We start from the raw sequence: 18,696 nt of genomic DNA, 5'->3' as shown, positions 1-18,696 counted from the left end.
CGAATCCCGGCAACCGAGGACCCATCGCCGCATGTCCCGCCTCGTCATGCACGTCGATCTCGACGCCTTCTATGCGGCGGTGGAGCAGCGCGACCGCCCGCAGTGGCGGGGGCGCCCATTGGTCGTCGGCGCCGAGCCCGGTCGACGCGGCGTGGTCGCGACCTGCTCCTACGAGGCGCGCCGCTTCGGCGTGCACTCGGCCATGCCGATCGCCGAGGCGGTGCGCCGTCTGCCGGCGGATGCGGTCTACGTGCGCCCGGATATGGCGCGCTATGCCGGCGTGTCGCGAGAGATCATGCGGGTGCTCGCCACCCTCTCACCGCGCGTCGAGCCGGTCTCGATCGACGAGGCATACCTGGATGTCTCCGGGTTGGAGCGGCTGATCGGTCCGCCCGAGGTCGTCGCACGGCGCGCCAAGGCGGCCATCCGCGAGGCGGTCGGCCTGACCGCCTCCGTGGGCATCGGTCCGAACCGCCTGATCGCCAAGCTCGCCTCGGACGCCCGCAAGCCGGATGGACTCCTGGTGGTGCGCCCCGAGGAGGTCCGCGCCTTCCTGGATCCGCTGCCGCTCGCCGCCCTGCGCGGCGTCGGCGCCGTGACGGGCCGCCGACTCGAACAGGCCGGCTTGCGGACGGTCGGCGACGTGCGTGCCCGGCCGCTGGAAGATCTGCGCCGACGCTTGGGCGCACGCACCGGCACGCAGGTGCATCTGCAGGCCAACGGGATCGCCGACGACCGGGTCCATCCGGCCACAGAGCGGCAATCGATTTCTAAGGAGACGACCTTCGCCGAGGATGTCGTGGACACCGAGGTGCTGCGCGACACCCTGCGTTGGGCCGCGCAGGAGGTCGGTTACCTGGCCCGACACGCCGCGCGCAAAGGCACGCTGGTCACCTTGAAGATCCGCTTGCACCCCTTCGAAACCCATAACCGCTCCCGGACCCTGGCGGCACCGACCGCGGACGATCGCGTCATCTTCGACACGGCGTGGGACCTGTACCGGGCCGACACGCACGCCGGTCGGGCGGTACGGCTGATCGGTCTGGGTCTCTCCGACTGGGCGCAGGCGCCCGTGCAGCCGGATCTCTTCGCGGAGATGGATACCCGCGAGGGCAATCACGCCGATGATCGTCTCGACGCGACGCTCGACGCGATCCGGCGCCGGTTCGGCAGGCACTGCATTCAGCGTGGACTCTCTCGGCGGCCGTAGCGATGCATCGACCCTGTCGTTGACAAGAAGCTTCTCCCGGGCGGTTCGACGCGGATGCCGACCGCTTGTAAAGGCCCTTCTCGCCAACACCATCGCTACTGTCCACCTCGGCACCGAAGACCCAGACCGCTTGGACACGGGAGGAAAGGCCGGCATGAGCACCGCGACCTATACGTTGGTCGAGCGCAAGGGCCATTGGCTCACCGGCTGTCTGCGGGACTTTCGCGAGGACCGGCTCGGCTTCCTCGCCGAAAGCGCGCGGATCGCGCCAATCGTCGGATTCCGGCTCGGCCCCAGGCGTGTCTATCTGGTCTCCCATCCGGATCTCATCCGCGACCTGCAGGTGACCAAGCATCGGCATCCGGCGCGGGATCCGCTCGTGCGCAGAATCCTCGAGAAGACCTTGGGGGTCGGTCTTCTGACCAGCGAAGGCGAGGCGTGGAAACGCCATCGCCGCATGATCGCCCCTGCCCTGCACCTGCAGCAGGTGCGCGGCTATGCCGACAGCATGGCGCGCCACGCGCTCGCCCTGACCGAGCGCTGGCACGACGGTCAGGAGGCGGATGTGGAACAGGAGATGGACGGGCTAACGCTGTCGATCGTCACCGAGGCACTCTTCAGGGTCGACAGCACCGCCCGGACCGCGACGGTGGCCGCCACGGTTCCGGCCCTGCAGGCCATCGCCACGCGCCAGTTCGATCGCCTGCTGCAGATCCCGGATTGGCTCCCGACTCCGGAGCATCGCCGACAGCGGGCACTGAGTACGGCCACCTTCCCTGATGGGTTTTACCCCTTAAATCGTCATCTTTCATGAGGGAGAGCGGTGGGCCTCCCTCGGGGTGCTTGAACAACAGCACCCGTCGGGAGAGTCTCTTGTTTGCGAAGACAAAGAGACTCCATCAGTGTGCCACGCCTTACTTGAAAGCCCCACGTTTTTCGCCTTGTTGCTGCACATCGACGAGGATCTCGCCGAGGCCGCCCGAGCGGAGGGCTGCCCCGCCTGCGGCGGCACGCTGCATCGGGCCGACTACCCCCGTAAACCCCGAGGCTGTCCGGAGCCATGGCGCGAGGCGTTCGCCACGCGTCGCAGCTTTTGCTGTGCGCAGTGTCGGCGGCGCCTGACGCCGCGCTCGGTGCGGTTCCTGGGCCGGCGGGTCTATCTCGGCATGATCGTCGTGGTGGCCTCGGTGCGTCATACCGGGCAGCACCCCAAAGCGCACGCCTTGGCCGCGACGTTGGCGGTCCCGATCCGCACCCTGCGACGCTGGCAGACCTGGTGGCGGGAGCAGTTGGCGCAGACCCCGCTGTGGTGCGGTGCGCAGGGCCGCTTTGTCCCGCCGGTGGATCTGCAGCAGGCGCCGGGGAGTCTGCTCGAGCGCTTCCTCGGCGATGCCGCGGAGGCCCTGGCGGCATTGCTGCGCTTTTTGAGTCCCTTGACGAGTCGTTCGTGCAGGCTGCACGAGGGCGGCCGACGCCACGCAGAGGATGCAGCTCGAAGGCGTCCGGGTCCCCCGCTAGGCTGATCGCGAAGGTGCCGGATCCCCCGGCACCGTGGCCGGGAGACCCGGATGCCGATCCCCATCGAGGTTCCGCAACGCGAGCGGTGGGCCCGCGTGCGCTTTGCGATCATCGGACCCTTGCTCGCCGCCCCGCCGCCGGACGGCGACCTGCAGGCGGCACTCGCCGCCTTGGCCGCCAAGACCTGGCGCCATCCCGTCACCGGCCTGGACGTGCGCTTCGGTGTGTCGACCCTCGAGCGCTGGTACTACGCCGCGCGCGCCGCCCCCGATCCGGTGGCGGTGCTGCGCAATCGCGTGCGCGCCGACCGCGGGGCCTTCCCGAGTGTGCTGCCCGCCGCACGCGAGGCCCTGCAGGCGCAGTACCGCGATCATCCCGGCTGGACCGCCCAGCTGCATCGCGACAACCTGGCCGCGACCCTCGCCGGCACCGCCACCCCGGTGCCGTCCTATCCGAGCGTGCGGCGCTACTTGAAGGCCCACGGGATGGTGCGCCGTGCCGCGCCCAAGCGCGATACCGCCGGCGCGTTGGCCGCACGCGATCGCCTGGAGCAACGCGAGGTGCGCAGCTTCGAGGTCGAGCATGTCGCCGCCCTTTGGCACCTGGATTTCCATCACGGCTCGCGAAAGGTGCTCATGCCGTCCGGAACCTGGCTCACGCCGCTGCTGTTCGGCGTCATCGACGACCGCTCGCGCCTGGTCTGTCATCTGCAGTGGTACACCAACGAGACCGCCGAGGTGCTGGTGCACGGGCTGTCCCAAGCGTTCATGAAGCGCGGCCTGCCGCGTGCCCTGATGACCGACAACGGCGCGGCGATGCTGGCCGAGGAGACGGTGGCCGGACTGGCCCGTCTGGGTGTCCTGCACCAGACCACCTTGCCGTACTCGCCCTATCAGTATGTGGCGCCGTGAATTATGTGGCGCACCGTCTGACTCGTCCCGCAGTGCCGAGCCACCAGTCAGACAAGCGTCACATAACTGTCGGTCAAAGACCCCGAAGGAACGCCATCAGATCGGGCCGCGTGTGCCAGGACGTCGTCGCCTCCTGCCCATCCGTCGGTGGCGCGCAGGTGGCGAGAGCACGGGCTTTGGTCTCCAGGTCGGTCTCTGCATAGATGTTGGTCGTAGTCAGCGAGACGTGACCCAACCAAACCCGGATGGTGTTGATGTCCACCCCCGAACGCAGTAGGTGCGTCGCCGTACTGTGTCTGATGACATGCGGACTGACGCGCTTCGTGGCAAGCGACGGGGCCCGTGCGCAGGCTCTCAAGGCATGGCGTTCGACCAAGGTGTGAATGCCGAAGCGGGTAATCGGTTGAGCATTGCGATTCAGAAACACGCGTTGCTCCGGCCCGCGCTGCGCCGCCAATCGGCGCAATTCATCGCCTGTGACTGACCACAACGGACACAGGCGCTGTTTATTGCCTTTACCAAGAATCCTGACGCTGGGGGCGTACCAATCGATGTCCCCGATCCTGAGTGATGCGGCCTCACTGGCACGCGCCCCCGAGTTGTACAGGAACAGCAACAGCGCATAGTCACGCTGTCCCTGCTGCGTTTGTCGATCCGGCGACGCCAGCAGCGCATCCATCTCCGCTTTGTCGAGGGACGTGAGCAGTGGATGGTCCGTCTTCTTGAACGGGATCTGACGTACCTGCATACACCACTCGATAGACTCCGGATTGCGCTCCCCGATGAATTGTGCAAAGGCATGCACGGCGCCGAGGCGCTGGTTTCGGGTTGCCACCAGGCAGCCCCGGTGCACTTCGACATCGGCGAGAAACGCGCGAATGAGATCCGGCGTCAGGTCGGTGATCTTTAGATGGTCAATCGCCTTGCGCAGATGCTGACTGACGAAGGGCAGCAGCAACGCCAACATGTCACGATAGCTGCGCTGGGTGTTGATCGAGAGGTTGCGCTCCAAGGCCTTGATCATCGGTTGGTCCAAAACCGCGTGTTTCGGTAGGCGATCAAGCATCCTGAAGGAGTGGCAGGAGCGCCGGGGAGGCGTACCCTTGGAAGTGCAAACTGACCGAGGGAAACGCCGTTGTCCGATGCTCCTGCCTGTGTCGACTCTAGTGCAGATCGACGCCCCACGCCAATCCACGATCGCTTGGATCGCGCCAAGCACCTGCATGCGGTGGCGCAAGCCCAGCAGGATGGGCAGAGTCAACGCGCGGCGGTCAGCGGCGCCGGCGTGGCGCGCAGCACCCTGCGTCACTGGAACGCGTCCCCTGCGCCATCGGCGCCGGCGGCGCTGTCGGCCTTCGTCGAGACGCCCGAGGGCGTGGTGTGGCTGCGCCGGATCCTGGTTGCCGCGCACTGGAGCATCGGCGAGCAGGGCGGCGCGGGCGTGCGCGTGGTCTGCGATTTTCTCGAGCGCAGTGGGCTGTCGGCATTCATCGGCGCCTCCTACGGTGCGCAGCAGGCGTTCCATGCCGGCTTGGAGGAGCAGATCGTCACCGCCGCCACCGAACTGCGCGGGACGCTGGCCCAAGCCATGCCCCATCGCACACTGAGCATCGCCGAAGATGAGACGTGGAAAGACGGCATGCGTTTGGTGGGCATCGATGCGGTCTCGAACTTCATCCTGCTCGAGCACAGGAGCGATGAGCGCTCGGCGGCGGCCTGGACACGGGCGCTCGAGGGTGGACTCGAGGGGCTGAATGTCACGGTGGTGCAAGGCACCAGCGATGAGGCCAAGGGGCTGTTGGCGCATGTCGAGCGTGATCTGGGCGCACACCATGCCACGGACCTGTTTCATCTGCAGCATGAGGTCAGCCAGGCGATGAGTCTGTCGCTGAAGCGCGCCGAGCAACAGGCCGAGACGGCGGAGACCGAGGCGAAGGCGCGCTGGCAAGACGAATGCGCCGCCGAGCAGGCCTATCATCGGCGCCGCCACGGCCCCGGGCGCCCGCCGGCGTTCGCCGCGCGCATCGACGAGGCGCTGAGCGCTTACGTCCAAGCCAGCCTTGCGCGCGAGCAGGCCCACGCGCACCGCGCCGAGGCCAAAGCCCTGATCGGTGCGTTCAGCGAGGTCGATCATCCCTACGAGATCCAACAGGGACAGGCGCAAACCCCCGAGCAGTTGGAGGCGCGTCTGGGAACGCTGTTTGCGCGCCTGGAGGCGATCGCCGAGGAAGCGGATCTTTCCGAGCGTCTCTGCGCACATCTGGCCAAGGCGAAGCGCCTGACTCAAAGCCTCGTCGCCACGCTGACCTTCTTCTTCATGATGGTCAACACCCGGGTGCAGGCGCTGGACCTGGCACCGGCCATCGAGCAGGCGATGCTCGACGATCTGATCCCGGCGCTTTATCTGGAGCGCGTCGCCGCACGCAGCACCCGCGCCGAGCCCCGTCATCGACTCCGAGCACTGAGTGCGCAGCGTCTCGCCCCGCTGAGGCAGCCCTCGCACCCGATCCAGTCGCTGGATCCGCAGACCCGTCACCATCTCGAGCAGGTCGCCGGGGAGTGTGCCGATCTGTTCCAGCGCAGCAGCTCCTGTGTCGAGGGACGCAACGGCTTCCTCGCGCTCTATCAGCACGGGCATCACCGACTCAGTCCGCGCAAGCAGCAGGTCTTGACCGCCCTGCACAACTTTGCGATCAAGCGGCCCGACGGCACCACGGCCGCCGAGCGCTTCTTCGCTCAACCCCACCCATCCTTGTTCGAGCAGGTGCTCGAGCGCATGCCCTGGCCCGCCCGACCGGCCCGACGACGACCGCGCCCGGCAAGGCAGCCTTACCTCGTTCCTGTGGCGGCTTAGCAACAGTGGACCAATCGATGATCAAGGCCCGCTCCAACACCAAATACTCGAGCAGGAAACGCCGCACCCAAGGACCGAGCACATTGGGTTCACTCATGGGCGTGCTCCAGTGCATAGCGTTCGAAGCGCAGGCTTGCCTCGTGGAGCAGATCCGCCGTCATGGTCAAGTAACGCTGCGTCGCCGAAAGATCGACGTGTCCGAGATAGGTGGCCAATTTGGGCAACAGATCGTTCAGGTCGGCACCGTTGCGATACCACGCAATGAGACGATGGACGGCTGCCGTGTGGCGAAGATCATGCAGGCGTGGTTGTCGCCTTGGACCGCCCTCGCGAACAATCCCCGCCGCGATGCGGAGGCGTCGAAAGGCACCTTGGACGGCAGACTTCGTCAGCGGTGTACCATCCCGACGGCAGAACAAAGGCGCCGTTGCGGCGGCCGACTGCAGGCGCTGATTGGCACGAACGTAGTCGCTCAGGACCTGTGTCAGGTCCGCGCCCAATGGCACATCACGCGTCTTGTAGAACTTCGTCCCGCGAACCCGCAGGCAGGCGCGCGGCACATCAACGTCGGCGATGCTCAGCGAGAGCGCTTCGCTGATCCGCAGCGCCGCGCCGTAGAGCAGGAGCAGAACGGTTCGAAACACGTCGGCATCGATACGTGCTCGGTTGCAACAGGCCGCAGGCACCGCCTCGAGCAAGCGTTTGAGTTCCGCCCGAGTGTAGATATACGGGACGAACGCGGGCATCGTCTGCGCGGGAACCGTCCGGGGCAGCGGGATGCAGACCACACAGCCACGGGCCAGGGCAAACCGGTAGAGCCCCGACAGAACGCGGTATTTCTTCTCCCAGTAAGCCGTCACCGGTCCGTTGCCGTTGAGGAAGGGGAGAATATCTTGGGGTTCGATCTGCGCGAGTGGCTGGTCACCGACGCAACGACAGAACGACCGGAGGATCGCGTCCTCGGTCTGAAACCGGTAACCCAAAGCACGCTTGTGGGAGATGTACTGTGAGACGATTGCACTGAGGATCATCGCAGTGCCCCCAGATCGATGTCGGCCACTTGCCGGAGCCCCGCCAGATCGACTTTGGTGTAACTCAACGTGGAATTGGCCGCGCGATGACCGAGGTGATCACCGATCTGCTTCAGGGTAAATCCCGAAGCCAGCAGATGACTGGCGCAGGCGTGCCGCAAACAGTGCGCCCCACGCGGCGCCAGCGTCAGGCCGAGACGACTTAGGCGATTGTGGACAAGGGCCGTGATGCTTGCCGCCGACAGCGGGCGGATCGGTGCGAGGAGGGAAAGAAAGAGCGCCCGCTCGGCGCACCGTGGTCGGACCTCACGCAGATAGCGCAGAATGGCTTGACCGACGGCGGGCTGCAATGGGTAGCGTTGCGCGAGGCGTTGCTTGGGCCTGCGTACCTGGATCCGGTCCTGTTCCCAGTCCAGATCCTCCAGAGACAGCCCGGCCACCTCCCCTCGACGCAAGCCGTACATCGCCAGTAACAGCAGAATCGCATGGTCACGCATGTCGACAGGGCGATCGGTGTTGCAACTGGCCAGCAGGCGCTGGACATCGTTCCAGTCGGGACCTTCGGGAAGACCTTCACGGGCATACAGCCGAGGCGACTCGATGACAGCGGCCAGTCCCGGAGCACACCAACCTCGGGCTTCGGCAAACGTGAAGAAACTGCGCAAGGAACCAGCCAAGGCGGACAATGAGGCGCGTGTCCAACCCTGTTTGCCTTTCGCCTCCAGGAACGCATCGATGTCGGAGATGACGATGTCGCACAAGGCTTGCCGAGACGGATTCAGCTCACGGAAAAACCACACCAGGCGCTCACGGCGCGTGGCAATCGTCACCGACGACAAGCCGCGTTCCTCGCGCAGATACCGGGCAAAGACCTCACACTGCGCTGTAAAAGGCGAGTACTCCCCCTCGGGCGACCGCAACGCGCCCATGCTCCGAACCCATTGCGTGGCGAAGCGGACGAGCAACTGTCGCGTGTCCGGCGAGCCGTTCGCTTGGGGATCGGTCCCCTGGCGTGTGAAATGCGTCCGCCGATCCACGGCCAGCTCAATGTCCTGTGTACTGATCTGGACGCTGAGATCAATGCTGTCGGCAACCGCCAGCAACCCCCAGGCGATCTTCTTCAGCATGGCGTTGGAATAGCCCGCTTGCGCGCAGCTTGTCAGGAAAGCGTCTCTGTCCACTGCATACGGGGCTTCCTGGTAGCGAGCGAGCACGGCGGACCGCTTCAAGAGCGTCTCAATCATGATCAACCTCCTTCTATTAAGAGGCGTCATGATGACCAACAGCGCCGCAGTTATGTGGCGTCTTTTTGGCCGATGCTCAGCGATCAGGTGGGCAGTTCAGTGCTCGGCCACATAGTTTCGGGCGCCACATACTGATAGTTATGTGGTCGGCCACATAACTATCAAAATGCCAAGCAAGAAGCCTTTTGGGGTCGCGTGGAAGGCCGCCTGATGGCGATGCTCGAAGGCGAGTCCGGGCTGACGCTGCAGGCCCTCAACCACGCCACCCAAGCCTGGGTCGAGCAGGAGTATCACCGCAGCACCCATTCGGAATTGGCCACCACGCCGCTGGCGCGCTATCTGGAGGGCCCGACCGTGGCGCGCCCCTGTCCGGACGCCGCTGCCCTGCGCACGGCCTTTCGCATCGAGGTCGCCCGGCGCCAGCGCCGTGCCGACGGCACCGTCAGCCTGGCCGGCATCCGCCTGGAGATCCCCGCGCGCTACCGCGCCCTGGAGACGGTGCATCTACGCTACGCGCGCTGGGATCTGGCCCATGTCGATCTGGTGGATCCGCACAGCGGCGCGATCCTGAGTCCCCTGCGCCCGCTGGATAAGGCCGCCAATGCCGGGGAGGCCCGCCGTGCGCTGGTGCCCGGCGCACCGGTGCCGCAACCGAGCACACCGAGCGGGATGGCGCCGCTGCTGCGCCAACTGCTCGAGACCCATGCCGCGACCGGCTTGCCGCCGGCCTATCTGCCCCTGAACACCGCCGAGGACACCCGATGAATGCGCGACTGCTCGCCCTCTACGGCCTGAAATGGCATCCCTTCTCCTCGGAACTGCCGATCGAGGCGCTCTATATCCCCCCGCGCGTGGAACACTTCCTGTGGCGCATCGAACAGGCGCAGATCCGCGAAGGCGGTTTTGCGATGATCCACGGCGAACCGGGCACCGGCAAAAGCGTGGTGCTGCGTCTGCTCGCCGAGCGTCTCGCCCGGCTCCCGGATCTGAGCGTCGGCGCCATCGATCATCCGCAAAGCAGCCTCGGGGATTTCTACCGCGAGCTCGGCGAGCTGTTCAGCGTCCCGCTGCGTCCGCACAACCGCTGGGGCGGCTTCAAGGCGCTGCGTGCGACCTGGCTCGGCCATCTGGAGACGACGCGCCGGCGTGCCGTGCTGCTGGTGGACGAGGCCCAGGAGATGAGTCCCGCCGTGCTCAACGAGCTGCGCCTGCTCGCCAGCGCCCGCTTCGACTCCCAACCCCTGCTGTGCGTCGTCCTCGCCGGGGATACCCGCCTCACCGATCACCTGCGCCGCGAGGAGCTGCTGCCCTTGGGCTCGCGCATCCGCACCCGCCTGGCCACCGAGCACGCCCGCCGCGAGGAGCTGCTCGCCTGCCTGCAACACCTGTGCGCCAGCGCCGGCAACGCCGCCCTCATGAGCGAGCCCCTGCAACACACCCTCTGCGACCACGCCGCCGGCAACGACCGCATCCTCGCCTCACTCGCCGCCGAGCTGCTCGCCGTCGCCGCACAACAGGAACGACCCCGGCTCGACGAGGCGCTGTTCCTCGAGGTCTTCACCCCGCCCGCCACCGCCACCCCGCGGCGGGCCGCCCTGCCACGCTGACCGACTCGGAGCACCACCATGCCGCAGCCCTACACCACCCTGCAGCCAGTCTTCTGGCCACCCCTGTCCGATGACGCGGTCCTCGCCATCCGGGAGGTCCTCTTCCGACTGACCGATCAGTTCGAGACCCGCTACGCCTCCCAAATCCGCGATGCCGAACGCGAGGAAAACCGGCCTCACGACCACCAACCGGACCTGTTCGACGGACCGGATTTCGACGATCCCCTGTTGTTCTGAGTCCCGTCACCGCGCTTGATCCACCTCGCGCCGTCGGCCCACACCCCGGCCGCGCGAGACCGGGGAGCGCTTCACCGAACCCCATCACGCAACTTGATCACGCCACCATCAAAATCGCTGACCGCACTCAGGCACTCTCCGACACGCGCGGCCGCATCGTCTCGGAGGCGATCCACCGGCGTCGCGCGAGCGGTGCGGACGGCGACGACCTCCTGACCATGATGGTGAACATGACCGACGCCGACACCGGCGCGCGCCTATCCGACGAGGAAATCCGCGCCGAGGTGCTCACGCTCTATCTCGCCGGGTACGACACCACGGCCCTGACGCTCACCTACGTGTGGTATCACCTGGCGCGCCAGCCGGAGATCGCGGCCCGTTTCCACGCGGAGATCGATACTGTCTTGGGCGGGCGACCGCCCGGATTCGATGATTTGGAGCGTCTGCCCTATACCCGGATGGTCTTCAAGGAGGCATTGCGGCTTTACCCGGCCGCCTATCTCTTGATGCGAGCCACCGCCGAGCCACTCGACATCGGCGGGCACCGCATTCCGGCGAACAGCGTCCTGATGACGAGCCCCTACGCCATGCATCGCCACCCCGAGCTCTGGGAGGATCCGGAGCGCTTCGATCCCGAGCGCTTTGCCGAGAACGCCGTGCGCCGCTGGCACACGTTCAAGTATTTCCCCTTCGGAGGCGGCCCGCACATCTGTATCGGCAACCAATTCGCGTTGGTCGAAGGCCCGCTGATTCTGGCGACCATCGGGCAGCGCTACCGGTTCGCGCTCATGCATCCGAACCAGCAACTGGAACTGGAGCCGCAGATCACGCTCGGCCCAAAAGGCGGCATGCCGCTGCGCCTGCACCGGCGCACGCCGGCTCGCGAGGCGGCCTGATCTGCGCCACTCTCCGTCGCGCGCAACCCGGATGCTGAGCCTGTGGCCATCCAGGTCAGTGCTATCTCAGACGCCTGAGCCCGATCGCGCTAGAGCCGCTTGCACGGCGTCTCGTCGAGCGCTGCGCGCAGAATCTCCCGCTCCAGCGCCGCGGAAGGATGCCAGAATCCCCCTCGCGCGATGAAGCGGCTGCCGGCGGCAACCACGGTTTTCTCCGCTTCCACCATTCGAGGCACCGCGGGATCGATGGCCAGTTCCGCCAACGCCGTGTTCCGGCGTATGAACGTGTCGCCGTCCAACCGCCCTTCGGCATCGAACCCGAGCATTTCGTAGACGAGCCGGACGACGGCATAGGGCGCCCGATCACGCACCTCCACGATCACCTCGGCCATCCGCACGCGCTGGCCCGCGAAGCGCTCCAGTCGGTGGCTCTTCGGGTCATCGACCATGCGGGAGAACGTCGCGCTGGCCAGCCGGTACAGAGTGTCGTCCGGTCCGAGAATGTAGATGCGGGTCGAGTAGCTCACGGTGACCTTCTTTGTCAGGCCCAAGGGTCTGTCCGTAGCGTACCGCACCGGTCGCAAAGGCATCCGTGCGCCGTCGCATGGGTAGTCCCTACAGTCATGTCACCACCCTCTGAGCACTCGACGCTCGTCCGGCTGGAACAGCGAGGGTCGTTCCACCCCCGGCCAGGCAAGGCGCATCGTGCTGAGGATTGACCCGGAGTTGCTACCACCGCTGGAGCACCCGTTTAACTGACGCCCTACAGCGGTTGTGGCGATACGACCTCGACGGGTTGTTGCTTAGGATCTCGCGCAACCGCCAGTTCGGCTCGCGACGCCCCACCTCCGCAGAGGCAAGCCTAGTAGAAGCCCCGCCGCCTCTCGTCGACCGCCGGCAGTCGGCCAGGAGCCGTCTCCCATCAACCGGAAGCGAGTGACTCTTCGATCCTGAAAGCGGAAAGTCGAGCGCGCTTCAACCAGGGACAAGTAACAACCCCAAGGGCCATTCAGCCTTCGGGGTAATGAATGGCGGCTTCAGGGGGTTGAGCTGCCCTTGGTGCTGCGCCCACCACTGCCGGTTCATCGGCCGAAGGGGCCGTGGCCCTTCCACAGAATAATCCTCTGGTTTGTGAAACAACGGTTGTACACGTGACTAAGAAGCGCGGCGCGATTTCAAACGCCCTTTCGCTGTGAGAACACGGTTTAGCAGTCCCTTATGAAGGTTTACACTGTCGTGGCGCTGAAAGAGATGGGTAAGGGAAAATATAGGCCGGATCTGGGTGGGAGATTTTAGGTGCATATTGAGTTCGTCGAAATCGCCAACTTTAGAAAGCTGCTGTCGACACGCGTCGATCTCTCGACCACCACAACACTTTTCGGGCTCTCTTGCGTTTGGTGTGGGTAAACCGTCCAGGTCTCCCCGGATCATGTTGATGCCTTCGCACACTGTTTGTTCGCAAACGGACACGCCGGCAGATGCGTGAGCTTGCCTGCGACCAGGTAGGCGATGGTGATGAGATGGCGCACGGTGCCGTAGCCGCGGGCCTTGGCCTTAGCCGCCTGAATCAGCCCGTTCGCCGCCTCGACGCGGCCGTTGGTGAGCTTGGAATCGAAGGCGTTGAGGATGCCGTCCCAATGGGTTTTGACGGTCTTGGCGAAGTCCTTCATCGGCGCGAGGCGGCAGCGCCGGGCCCAGCTGTACCAGCGTGTGAGCAACGCCTCGGCCTCCTCGCGGGAGTTGGCCAGGCGGAAGATCTCGCGCAGGCTCTCCTTGATGCGGTAGGCACGGTGGGTCTTGAGGTTGAGGCGGCGCAGATCGACGTACTGGCGCAGCTGACGGCGGCTCCAGTCCTGTTGGTCCTTGAGCCAGATGTAGCGGCTGCGCTTGAGCACGGGCGTGGATTTGACCTCCGCGCGGCGCACCGCATCCACGGCCTGATTGGCCAGCTGGATGACGTGGAATTCATCGAAGGTGATGTTCGCCCACGGCAGCTGTTCCTCGACCCCGCTGCGGTAGCTCCCCGACATGTCGATGCAGACATCGCGGATGTTCTCCGCGCAGCCGCCGTGGGCCTCGAGGTCGTCGGCGAACTGCGCGACCACCTCGGCCTTGCGCCCCTCGGTGGCGAACAACAGCCGCGGCGCCTCCAGATCGTGAAAGAGACTGATGTAATGGTGCCCGCGCCGCGCTGCGGTCTCGTCCAGACCGACGGCGGTGACGCCGGAGAAGTCCTCCTGCGCACGCGCTTGCTCAACATAATGATCGAGCACCCGCCACACGCGCATGTCGCTTACCCCGAGCAGCTGCGCGACCTGACGCACCGTCATCGCCCGGCACAAGGCGACGATCAGTGCCTCCATCAACTGGGTGAAGCCGGTGCCGGGACGCGCCCACGGCACCTCGACTTGGGTGGTCTTGCCGCAGGCGCCGCAGCGCACCCGCGGCACCTTGGCCTGAATGTAGGCCTGGAACTGGAAGAAGTTCAGATGACGCCATTCCCGCGCCTGCGTGTCATGCACCGGCTGGTGCTCCGCCCCGCAGTGCGGGCAGATAAAGCGGGTCCCGCGGGCGAAGCCGACCGCGAAATCGATGCGTCCGGCCTTCGGATCGAAGGCCACCTCGCGGACCTCCCAAGGTGTCTGCAGCCCCAACGCGACGGTGAACAAGGATGCGGAATCCACGGCGGCGACCTCCGGCGGTTGGCCTGTGGACATGTGGACGCGTCCTACGGACCGGCCCGAGCCCTGCGGGCCGTGTGGACAACCCCTGGACCGCGCCGAGCAAGGCCGTGCCGGTTGCGAGCTCATCGCCGGCGCGGCCCACCGGTTGACCACACTCTCGGGCCTCGCGCCCACATGCCCACAGGCCCAGCAACAGGTTTGACGAAATGTGCTCTAAAGGGTGCGAACCGGCCGGGGCGGAGTCAAGCCCTGACCCACAGGAAACGTAACAGAGGCACTTTTCGTCGGGGCTAACAACAGTGGCAAGACCTCGGCAATGCTCGCAATGCGCCGCTTTCTGTCGCCGCGCAGCTGCCCCTTTGAGATACATGACTTTACCCTGTGCCACTGGTCCGAGATCATTGCGCTCGGGGAAAGCTGGATCGCAGCGCGTTACGCCGGGGACGTCATCGATCTGGCCGTCGACCCGTGGGTCAGCGTTCTACCGACGCTTGACCTCTGGCTGCACGTCGAGACCGGCGAGATGCATCATGTCCGCGATCTGATCCCGACGCTCGATTGGGAAGGTGGCAGGCTGGGCGTCCGACTGCGCTACGAGCCCAAGGATCTCGGCCTGTTGTACAAGGACTTTGTTGGCGCCGTGAGCGACGCCGAGGCGATGAAGGAAGCGGCAAATGTCGCTGCGGCGGAGGAACATCGGGACGCCGATCCACCGCCGGATCCTCCCAAGCTAACGATTTGGCCGGCGAACCTTGTCGACTTTCTCAGCAAGAAGCTCTCCACCCACTTCACAATCCGTCCCTATTCGCTGGATCCTGCCAAGCTCGCGGTGCCCGACAAGTCCCAGGCGCGACCGCAGGCGCTGCCGGCCGTGTCGCTGCCGATCGAAGGCGATCCATTGAACGGCTTGATCCGTGTGCACGACATCCCCGCACAACGCGGGTTCGGTGAAGAGCAGTCTGGCCAAGATGACGAGGACGCCCCTGCCGTCGGGGTGGGCAGCCGTCTGTCAGACCAGCTGAGAAGCTACTATGCCAAGCATCTCGATCCGACCAAGGGACCAGATCCGAAGGATCTCGGGGCACTCCAGGCGATCGAGGCCGCCCAAGATACATTCGACAAGCGGCTGACCGAGAGCTTCAAGGCCGCCTTCACTGAGGTCGAAGGCATGGGCTATCCCGGCGTGACCGATCCACGTCCGCGCGTATCAACCCGACTGAAGGCGATTGATGGTCTCAATCACAGCGCGGCAATCAGCTTTGAAGTCGATGTGATCGCTCAGGATGGCGCAACCACACCTCTACTCCGATTGCCCGAGTCCAATAACGGGCTCGGCTATCAGAATTTGATCTCGATGATCTTCCGGCTGATGAGCTTCCGCGACGCGTGGATGCGCGTCGGCAAGGCGTCGAAGGGTGCGACGATCACCAACACCGAGCCGCTCCATCTGGTGCTAGTCGAAGAACCCGAGGCCCATCTCCACGCCCAGGTCCAGCAGGTCTTCATCAAAAAGGCCTACGCTGTGCTGCGCGCCCATGAGGACTTGGGCGAGAGCAAGATGCTGAGCACCCAGCTGGTGGTCAGCACCCACTCAAGCCATGTGGCGCATGAGATTTCCTTCTCCTGCCTACGCTATTTCCGTCGGCTACCGGCCGGCATGGCGGCCCGGGTGCCGGTCTCGACCGTTGTCAACCTGTCCGAAGTGTTCGGTCCTGGAAGTGAGACCGAGCGGTTCGTTACGCGCTACCTGCGTGCGCAGCATGCCGATCTGTTCTTTGCCGATGCCGCCATCCTAGTGGAAGGGCCAGCCGAGCGCATGCTCGTCCCCAACTTCATTAGAGCGCATTATGACGAGCTCAACCAGTGCTACATCACGCTGCTCGAGATCGGCGGCAGCCATGCGCATCGTCTCAAGCCGCTGATTAACCATCTCGGGCTGTTGACGCTGATCATCACCGACCTGGATACGCTCGACGGCACCGGCGGCGCATTGGTGCAGCCGGCAAAGGGTGCCAACCAGAAGACCAACAACGCGACCCTGAAGACTTGGGTGCCGAGCGTCGAGGACGTCGATGCCCTCATGGATGCCGATGCCGCGGACAAGACGCTGCGCGTAGACGGTGATCCTCTGTTCGCGGTGCGCGTCGCTTATCAGACGCCGCTGGCTGTGATCGCACCTGGGTCCGCCGAGCCGGAAACGGCCTATCCCTATACATTCGAGGATGCGCTCGCGTTCCAAAACCTTACCTTTTTCTCGGGGCTCAAGGGGACCGGTCTGGTGCGCAAGTTCAGCGACGCGATCGCAGCCGGCGGCGGCGCGACCGCGATCGGCGAATGTATGTATCGCGCCCTCAACAGCGGCAAGAAAGCCGAGTTCGCACTCGACGTCCTCGAGGTCGAGAAGTTCGACAGCATCGTCGTGCCCGGCTACATCGCCGAGGGTCTCGAATGGCTCCTCATGCAGCTGAAAAAGAAGCAGGTCGAGATCCTGCCCCAGGCGGAGCAGACTGAGCAGTCAGAGCAAGCCGAGCAGGCGGGAGCATGAGCGCCGCCGACGATCAGTTTGATGCCGAGGCCGACAAGACGATCCTCGCCTGCCTAGACTTGGACAAACCGAGAAGCTTCTTCCTCTATGCGGGCGCGGGCTCTGGCAAGACACGTTCGCTTGTAGACGCAATTCGTACGGTCTGCCGCGAGCAAGGTCGGCACCTGTCGCTGACCGGGCAGAAAATCGGTGTTATTACCTATACGAATGCGGCGTGCGACGAGATCAAGCAGCGGCTCGAGTTCGACCCGCGCGTCGAGGTGTCGACGATCCATGCCTTCGCTTGGTCGCTGATCGCCCGCTATGACACCGACATGCGACGGTGGCTCGCCACAAGGCTGCTTCAAGATGTCGCCGAACTTGAGGAGGCTCAAGCCAAGGGCCGGGCGGGCAGCAAGGCCGCCGCGGACCGCGCCCGCTCGATCGAGAGCAAGCTACGCCGCCACGCTGGGCTCGATGCGATCACGCGGTTCGTCTACAGCCCGACTGGCGACAACCGTACCCGCGACGCCCTTAGCCATGCCGAGGTCATCGCGATGACGGCCGATTTCCTGGGCGCGAAGCCCGGTCTGCGGCGCCTGCTGGTCACTCGCTTTCCGATCCTGCTTATCGACGAGAGCCAAGACACAAGCCGCAGGCTCATGGATGTGCTGCTCGACGTCGAGACGGCGTATCGCGATACTTTCTGCCTTGGTCTCTTCGGCGATCTCATGCAGCGCATCTACGCCGACGGGAAGGATCGCCTCGCCGAGGCGATCCCCGCGAGCTGGGCGCGGCCACGCAAACGCATGAACCATCGCTGCCCAACCAGGGTCATCGAGCTCATCAATAAGCTTCGCCACGACATCGATGGTGAAAAACAGGTCCCGCGCAGCGACGCCCGCGTGGGCGTCGTCCGCCTGTTCGTTGTGCCCCATGCGACGGCCGACAAGACGGCGGTCGAAGCCATGATCGCCGCGAAAATGGCGCAGTTCACGGGGGATCAGACCTGGGCTGCGGGATCGGAGGCGATCAAGAGGCTTGCTCTGGAGCATCTGATGTCGGCTCGCCGCTTTGGGTTCGAGGCGTTTTTCGAACCGCTCTATTCGGTCGAGCGCATTCGGACGAGCTTCCTCCAGGGGACCGGCGCCGGCATCGGATTGTTCACGCGCGAGATCCTGCCGCTTGTGGCCGCCCTGCGCGCATCCGACCGCTTCGCAGCCGCCGCGATCGTCCGGCGCACCTCGCCGCTCCTTGAGCGCAAGGCGCTTGAAGATGCCGGTGACAAGCAGTCCGACATTCTCAACAAGGCCAAAGCGGCCTGCGAGGGTCTGCTGGCGCTGGTGTCGGCCGATGAACAGCCCTCGGCGCGCGCTGTGCTGGGCTATGTCGCCGAGACCCGTCTCTTCACGATCCCCGACGTGCTGGTGCCGTTCGCGACCGCCGACGAAGATGTGCCTGAAGGTCATCCCGGCGGAGAGGCTAACGAGGAAGCCGACGAGGAAGAAGAGATTGATCTCAACAGTGAGCTTGGCGGGTGGCGTCAAGCGCTCGAGGCGCCGTTTGATCAGATCGAGAAATATGACCGCTATGTCCGGGGCGTTTCACAGTTCGACACGCATCAGGGCGTCAAAGGGCTGGAATTCCCGCGCGTAATGGTCATCGCGAGCGACGAGGAAGCCCGCGGGTTTATGTTCGCTTACGACAAGCTCTTTGGGGTGAAGGACAAGAGCAAGACCGACCTTGAAAATGAAGCGGCCGGCAAGGAGACCTCGATTGACCGGACGCGTCGGCTTTTCTATGTGACCTGCAGTCGCGCCGAGGAGAGCCTCGCGGTCGTCTACTACGCAGCAGATCCCGCGCTCGCGCGCGATGCCATGATTCAAACGTGCTGGTTTGAGCGTGACGAGATCGAGCTCCTCGGACCGTAAGTGAAAAAAGGGAGTATCGATATCACCTTATGACAATCGCGGTACGGGC

14 protein-coding genes and 2 pseudogenes are annotated in these 18,696 nt (G+C 65.1%); 11 read left to right on the top strand and 5 right to left on the bottom strand.

Annotated elements, in window-relative coordinates; all coding sequences use genetic code 11:
• The first annotated feature begins 31 nt into the window (after positions 1-31).
• The 4 genes and pseudogenes from dinB to BDD21_RS14595 all read left to right on the top strand — a co-directional run.
• Entirely contained in the window at positions 32-1,210 is a 1,179-nt protein-coding gene (dinB, locus tag BDD21_RS14610; RefSeq protein ID WP_120797768.1) for a DNA polymerase IV, read from the top strand.
• Between the two features lie 154 nt (positions 1,211-1,364).
• Positions 1,365-2,024, top strand: coding sequence for a cytochrome P450 (locus BDD21_RS14605; protein ID WP_245969611.1), 660 nt, complete (start codon positions 1,365-1,367; stop codon positions 2,022-2,024).
• Between the two features lie 88 nt (positions 2,025-2,112).
• The gene (locus tag BDD21_RS14600; protein ID WP_120797767.1) at positions 2,113-2,733 is read left to right on the top strand and encodes a hypothetical protein; all 621 of its coding nucleotides are present in this window, start codon (positions 2,113-2,115) and stop codon (positions 2,731-2,733) included.
• 45 nt (positions 2,734-2,778) lie between these two features.
• Positions 2,779-3,624, top strand: a pseudogene (locus tag BDD21_RS14595) (DDE-type integrase/transposase/recombinase); the annotation flags it as partial.
• Positions 3,625-3,712: 88 nt separating this feature from the next.
• Here the strand turns inward: BDD21_RS14595 and BDD21_RS14590 are convergent.
• Positions 3,713-4,663: a tyrosine-type recombinase/integrase gene (locus BDD21_RS14590; RefSeq protein ID WP_211335062.1), complete on the bottom strand. Its 951-nt coding sequence runs from the start codon at positions 4,661-4,663 to the stop codon at positions 3,713-3,715.
• Between the two features lie 177 nt (positions 4,664-4,840).
• On the opposite strand from BDD21_RS14590, the gene BDD21_RS14585 reads away from it, so the two are divergent.
• Positions 4,841-6,493, top strand: a complete 1,653-nt coding sequence (locus tag BDD21_RS14585) for a DUF6399 domain-containing protein (RefSeq protein WP_120795595.1) — start codon at positions 4,841-4,843, stop codon at positions 6,491-6,493.
• Between the two features lie 89 nt (positions 6,494-6,582).
• Here BDD21_RS14585 and BDD21_RS14580 read toward each other — a convergent pair whose 3' ends face one another.
• Positions 6,583-7,524 (bottom strand): tyrosine-type recombinase/integrase, encoded by a 942-nt coding sequence (locus BDD21_RS14580; protein ID WP_120797765.1) that lies wholly within the window; start codon positions 7,522-7,524, stop codon positions 6,583-6,585.
• Positions 7,521-8,753: a tyrosine-type recombinase/integrase gene (locus tag BDD21_RS14575; protein WP_211335061.1), complete on the bottom strand. Its 1,233-nt coding sequence runs from the start codon at positions 8,751-8,753 to the stop codon at positions 7,521-7,523. The genes BDD21_RS14580 and BDD21_RS14575 overlap by 4 nt, the downstream gene beginning before the upstream one ends.
• Before the next feature lie 174 nt (positions 8,754-8,927).
• Here BDD21_RS14575 and BDD21_RS14570 point away from each other — a divergent pair.
• The 4 genes and pseudogenes from BDD21_RS14570 to BDD21_RS14555 all read left to right on the top strand — a co-directional run.
• A pseudogene (locus BDD21_RS14570) lies at positions 8,928-9,533 on the top strand (IS481 family transposase); the annotation flags it as partial.
• Positions 9,530-10,375 carry an ExeA family protein gene (locus BDD21_RS14565; RefSeq protein ID WP_120797763.1) on the top strand — a complete coding sequence of 282 codons (846 nt, stop codon included), beginning with the start codon at positions 9,530-9,532 and terminating at the stop codon, positions 10,373-10,375. The pseudogene BDD21_RS14570 and the gene BDD21_RS14565, both read left to right, overlap by 4 nt.
• Before the next feature lie 18 nt (positions 10,376-10,393).
• A complete protein-coding gene (locus BDD21_RS14560) occupies positions 10,394-10,612 on the top strand; it encodes a hypothetical protein (RefSeq protein ID WP_120797762.1) in 219 nt (72 codons plus the stop codon).
• Positions 10,609-11,508: a cytochrome P450 gene (locus BDD21_RS14555; RefSeq protein ID WP_342769625.1), complete on the top strand. Its 900-nt coding sequence runs from the start codon at positions 10,609-10,611 to the stop codon at positions 11,506-11,508. The genes BDD21_RS14560 and BDD21_RS14555 overlap by 4 nt, the downstream gene beginning before the upstream one ends.
• Positions 11,509-11,597: 89 nt before the next feature.
• Here the strand turns inward: BDD21_RS14555 and BDD21_RS14550 are convergent, their stop codons facing one another.
• Together BDD21_RS14550 and BDD21_RS14545 are read right to left on the bottom strand one after the other, a co-directional pair.
• The gene (locus BDD21_RS14550) at positions 11,598-12,059 is read right to left on the bottom strand and encodes a hypothetical protein (protein ID WP_120797761.1); all 462 of its coding nucleotides are present in this window, start codon (positions 12,057-12,059) and stop codon (positions 11,598-11,600) included.
• A gap of 876 nt (positions 12,060-12,935) precedes the next feature.
• Positions 12,936-14,225 carry an ISL3 family transposase gene (locus BDD21_RS14545; protein ID WP_120797760.1) on the bottom strand — a complete coding sequence of 430 codons (1,290 nt, stop codon included), beginning with the start codon at positions 14,223-14,225 and terminating at the stop codon, positions 12,936-12,938.
• Between the two features lie 607 nt (positions 14,226-14,832).
• On the opposite strand from BDD21_RS14545, the gene BDD21_RS29380 reads away from it, so the two are divergent.
• On the top strand, positions 14,833-16,737 hold the full coding sequence (locus tag BDD21_RS29380) for an ATP-dependent nuclease (protein ID WP_211335060.1): 1,905 nt from the start codon (positions 14,833-14,835) through the stop codon (positions 16,735-16,737).
• Positions 16,734-18,647: a UvrD-helicase domain-containing protein gene (locus tag BDD21_RS14535; protein ID WP_120797758.1), complete on the top strand. Its 1,914-nt coding sequence runs from the start codon at positions 16,734-16,736 to the stop codon at positions 18,645-18,647. The genes BDD21_RS29380 and BDD21_RS14535 overlap by 4 nt, the downstream gene beginning before the upstream one ends.
• The last annotated feature ends 49 nt before the right edge of the window (positions 18,648-18,696 follow it).

It is taken from the genome of Thiocapsa rosea, from assembly GCF_003634315.1.
In the GTDB taxonomy this organism is placed as follows: Bacteria; Pseudomonadota; Gammaproteobacteria; order Chromatiales; family Chromatiaceae; genus Thiocapsa; species Thiocapsa rosea.
Note: the sequence above shows the minus strand (reverse complement) of the source record. Positions and strands in the feature narration are given on the sequence as shown.

Excerpts from the sequence above, each read along its gene's own strand:
- dinB (WP_120797768.1), top strand. The coding sequence starts at position 32 with ATGTCCCGCCTCGTCATGCACGTCGATCTCGACGCCTTCTATGCGGCG.
- BDD21_RS14605 (WP_245969611.1), top strand. The coding sequence starts at position 1,365 with ATGAGCACCGCGACCTATACGTTGGTCGAGCGCAAGGGCCATTGGCTC.
- BDD21_RS14590 (WP_211335062.1), bottom strand. The coding sequence starts at position 4,663 with ATGATCAAGGCCTTGGAGCGCAACCTCTCGATCAACACCCAGCGCAGC.
- BDD21_RS14580 (WP_120797765.1), bottom strand. The coding sequence starts at position 7,524 with ATGATCCTCAGTGCAATCGTCTCACAGTACATCTCCCACAAGCGTGCT.
- BDD21_RS14565 (WP_120797763.1), top strand. The coding sequence starts at position 9,530 with ATGAATGCGCGACTGCTCGCCCTCTACGGCCTGAAATGGCATCCCTTC.
- BDD21_RS14560 (WP_120797762.1), top strand. The coding sequence starts at position 10,394 with ATGCCGCAGCCCTACACCACCCTGCAGCCAGTCTTCTGGCCACCCCTG.
- BDD21_RS14545 (WP_120797760.1), bottom strand. The coding sequence starts at position 14,225 with ATGTCCACAGGCCAACCGCCGGAGGTCGCCGCCGTGGATTCCGCATCC.
- BDD21_RS14535 (WP_120797758.1), top strand. The coding sequence starts at position 16,734 with ATGAGCGCCGCCGACGATCAGTTTGATGCCGAGGCCGACAAGACGATC.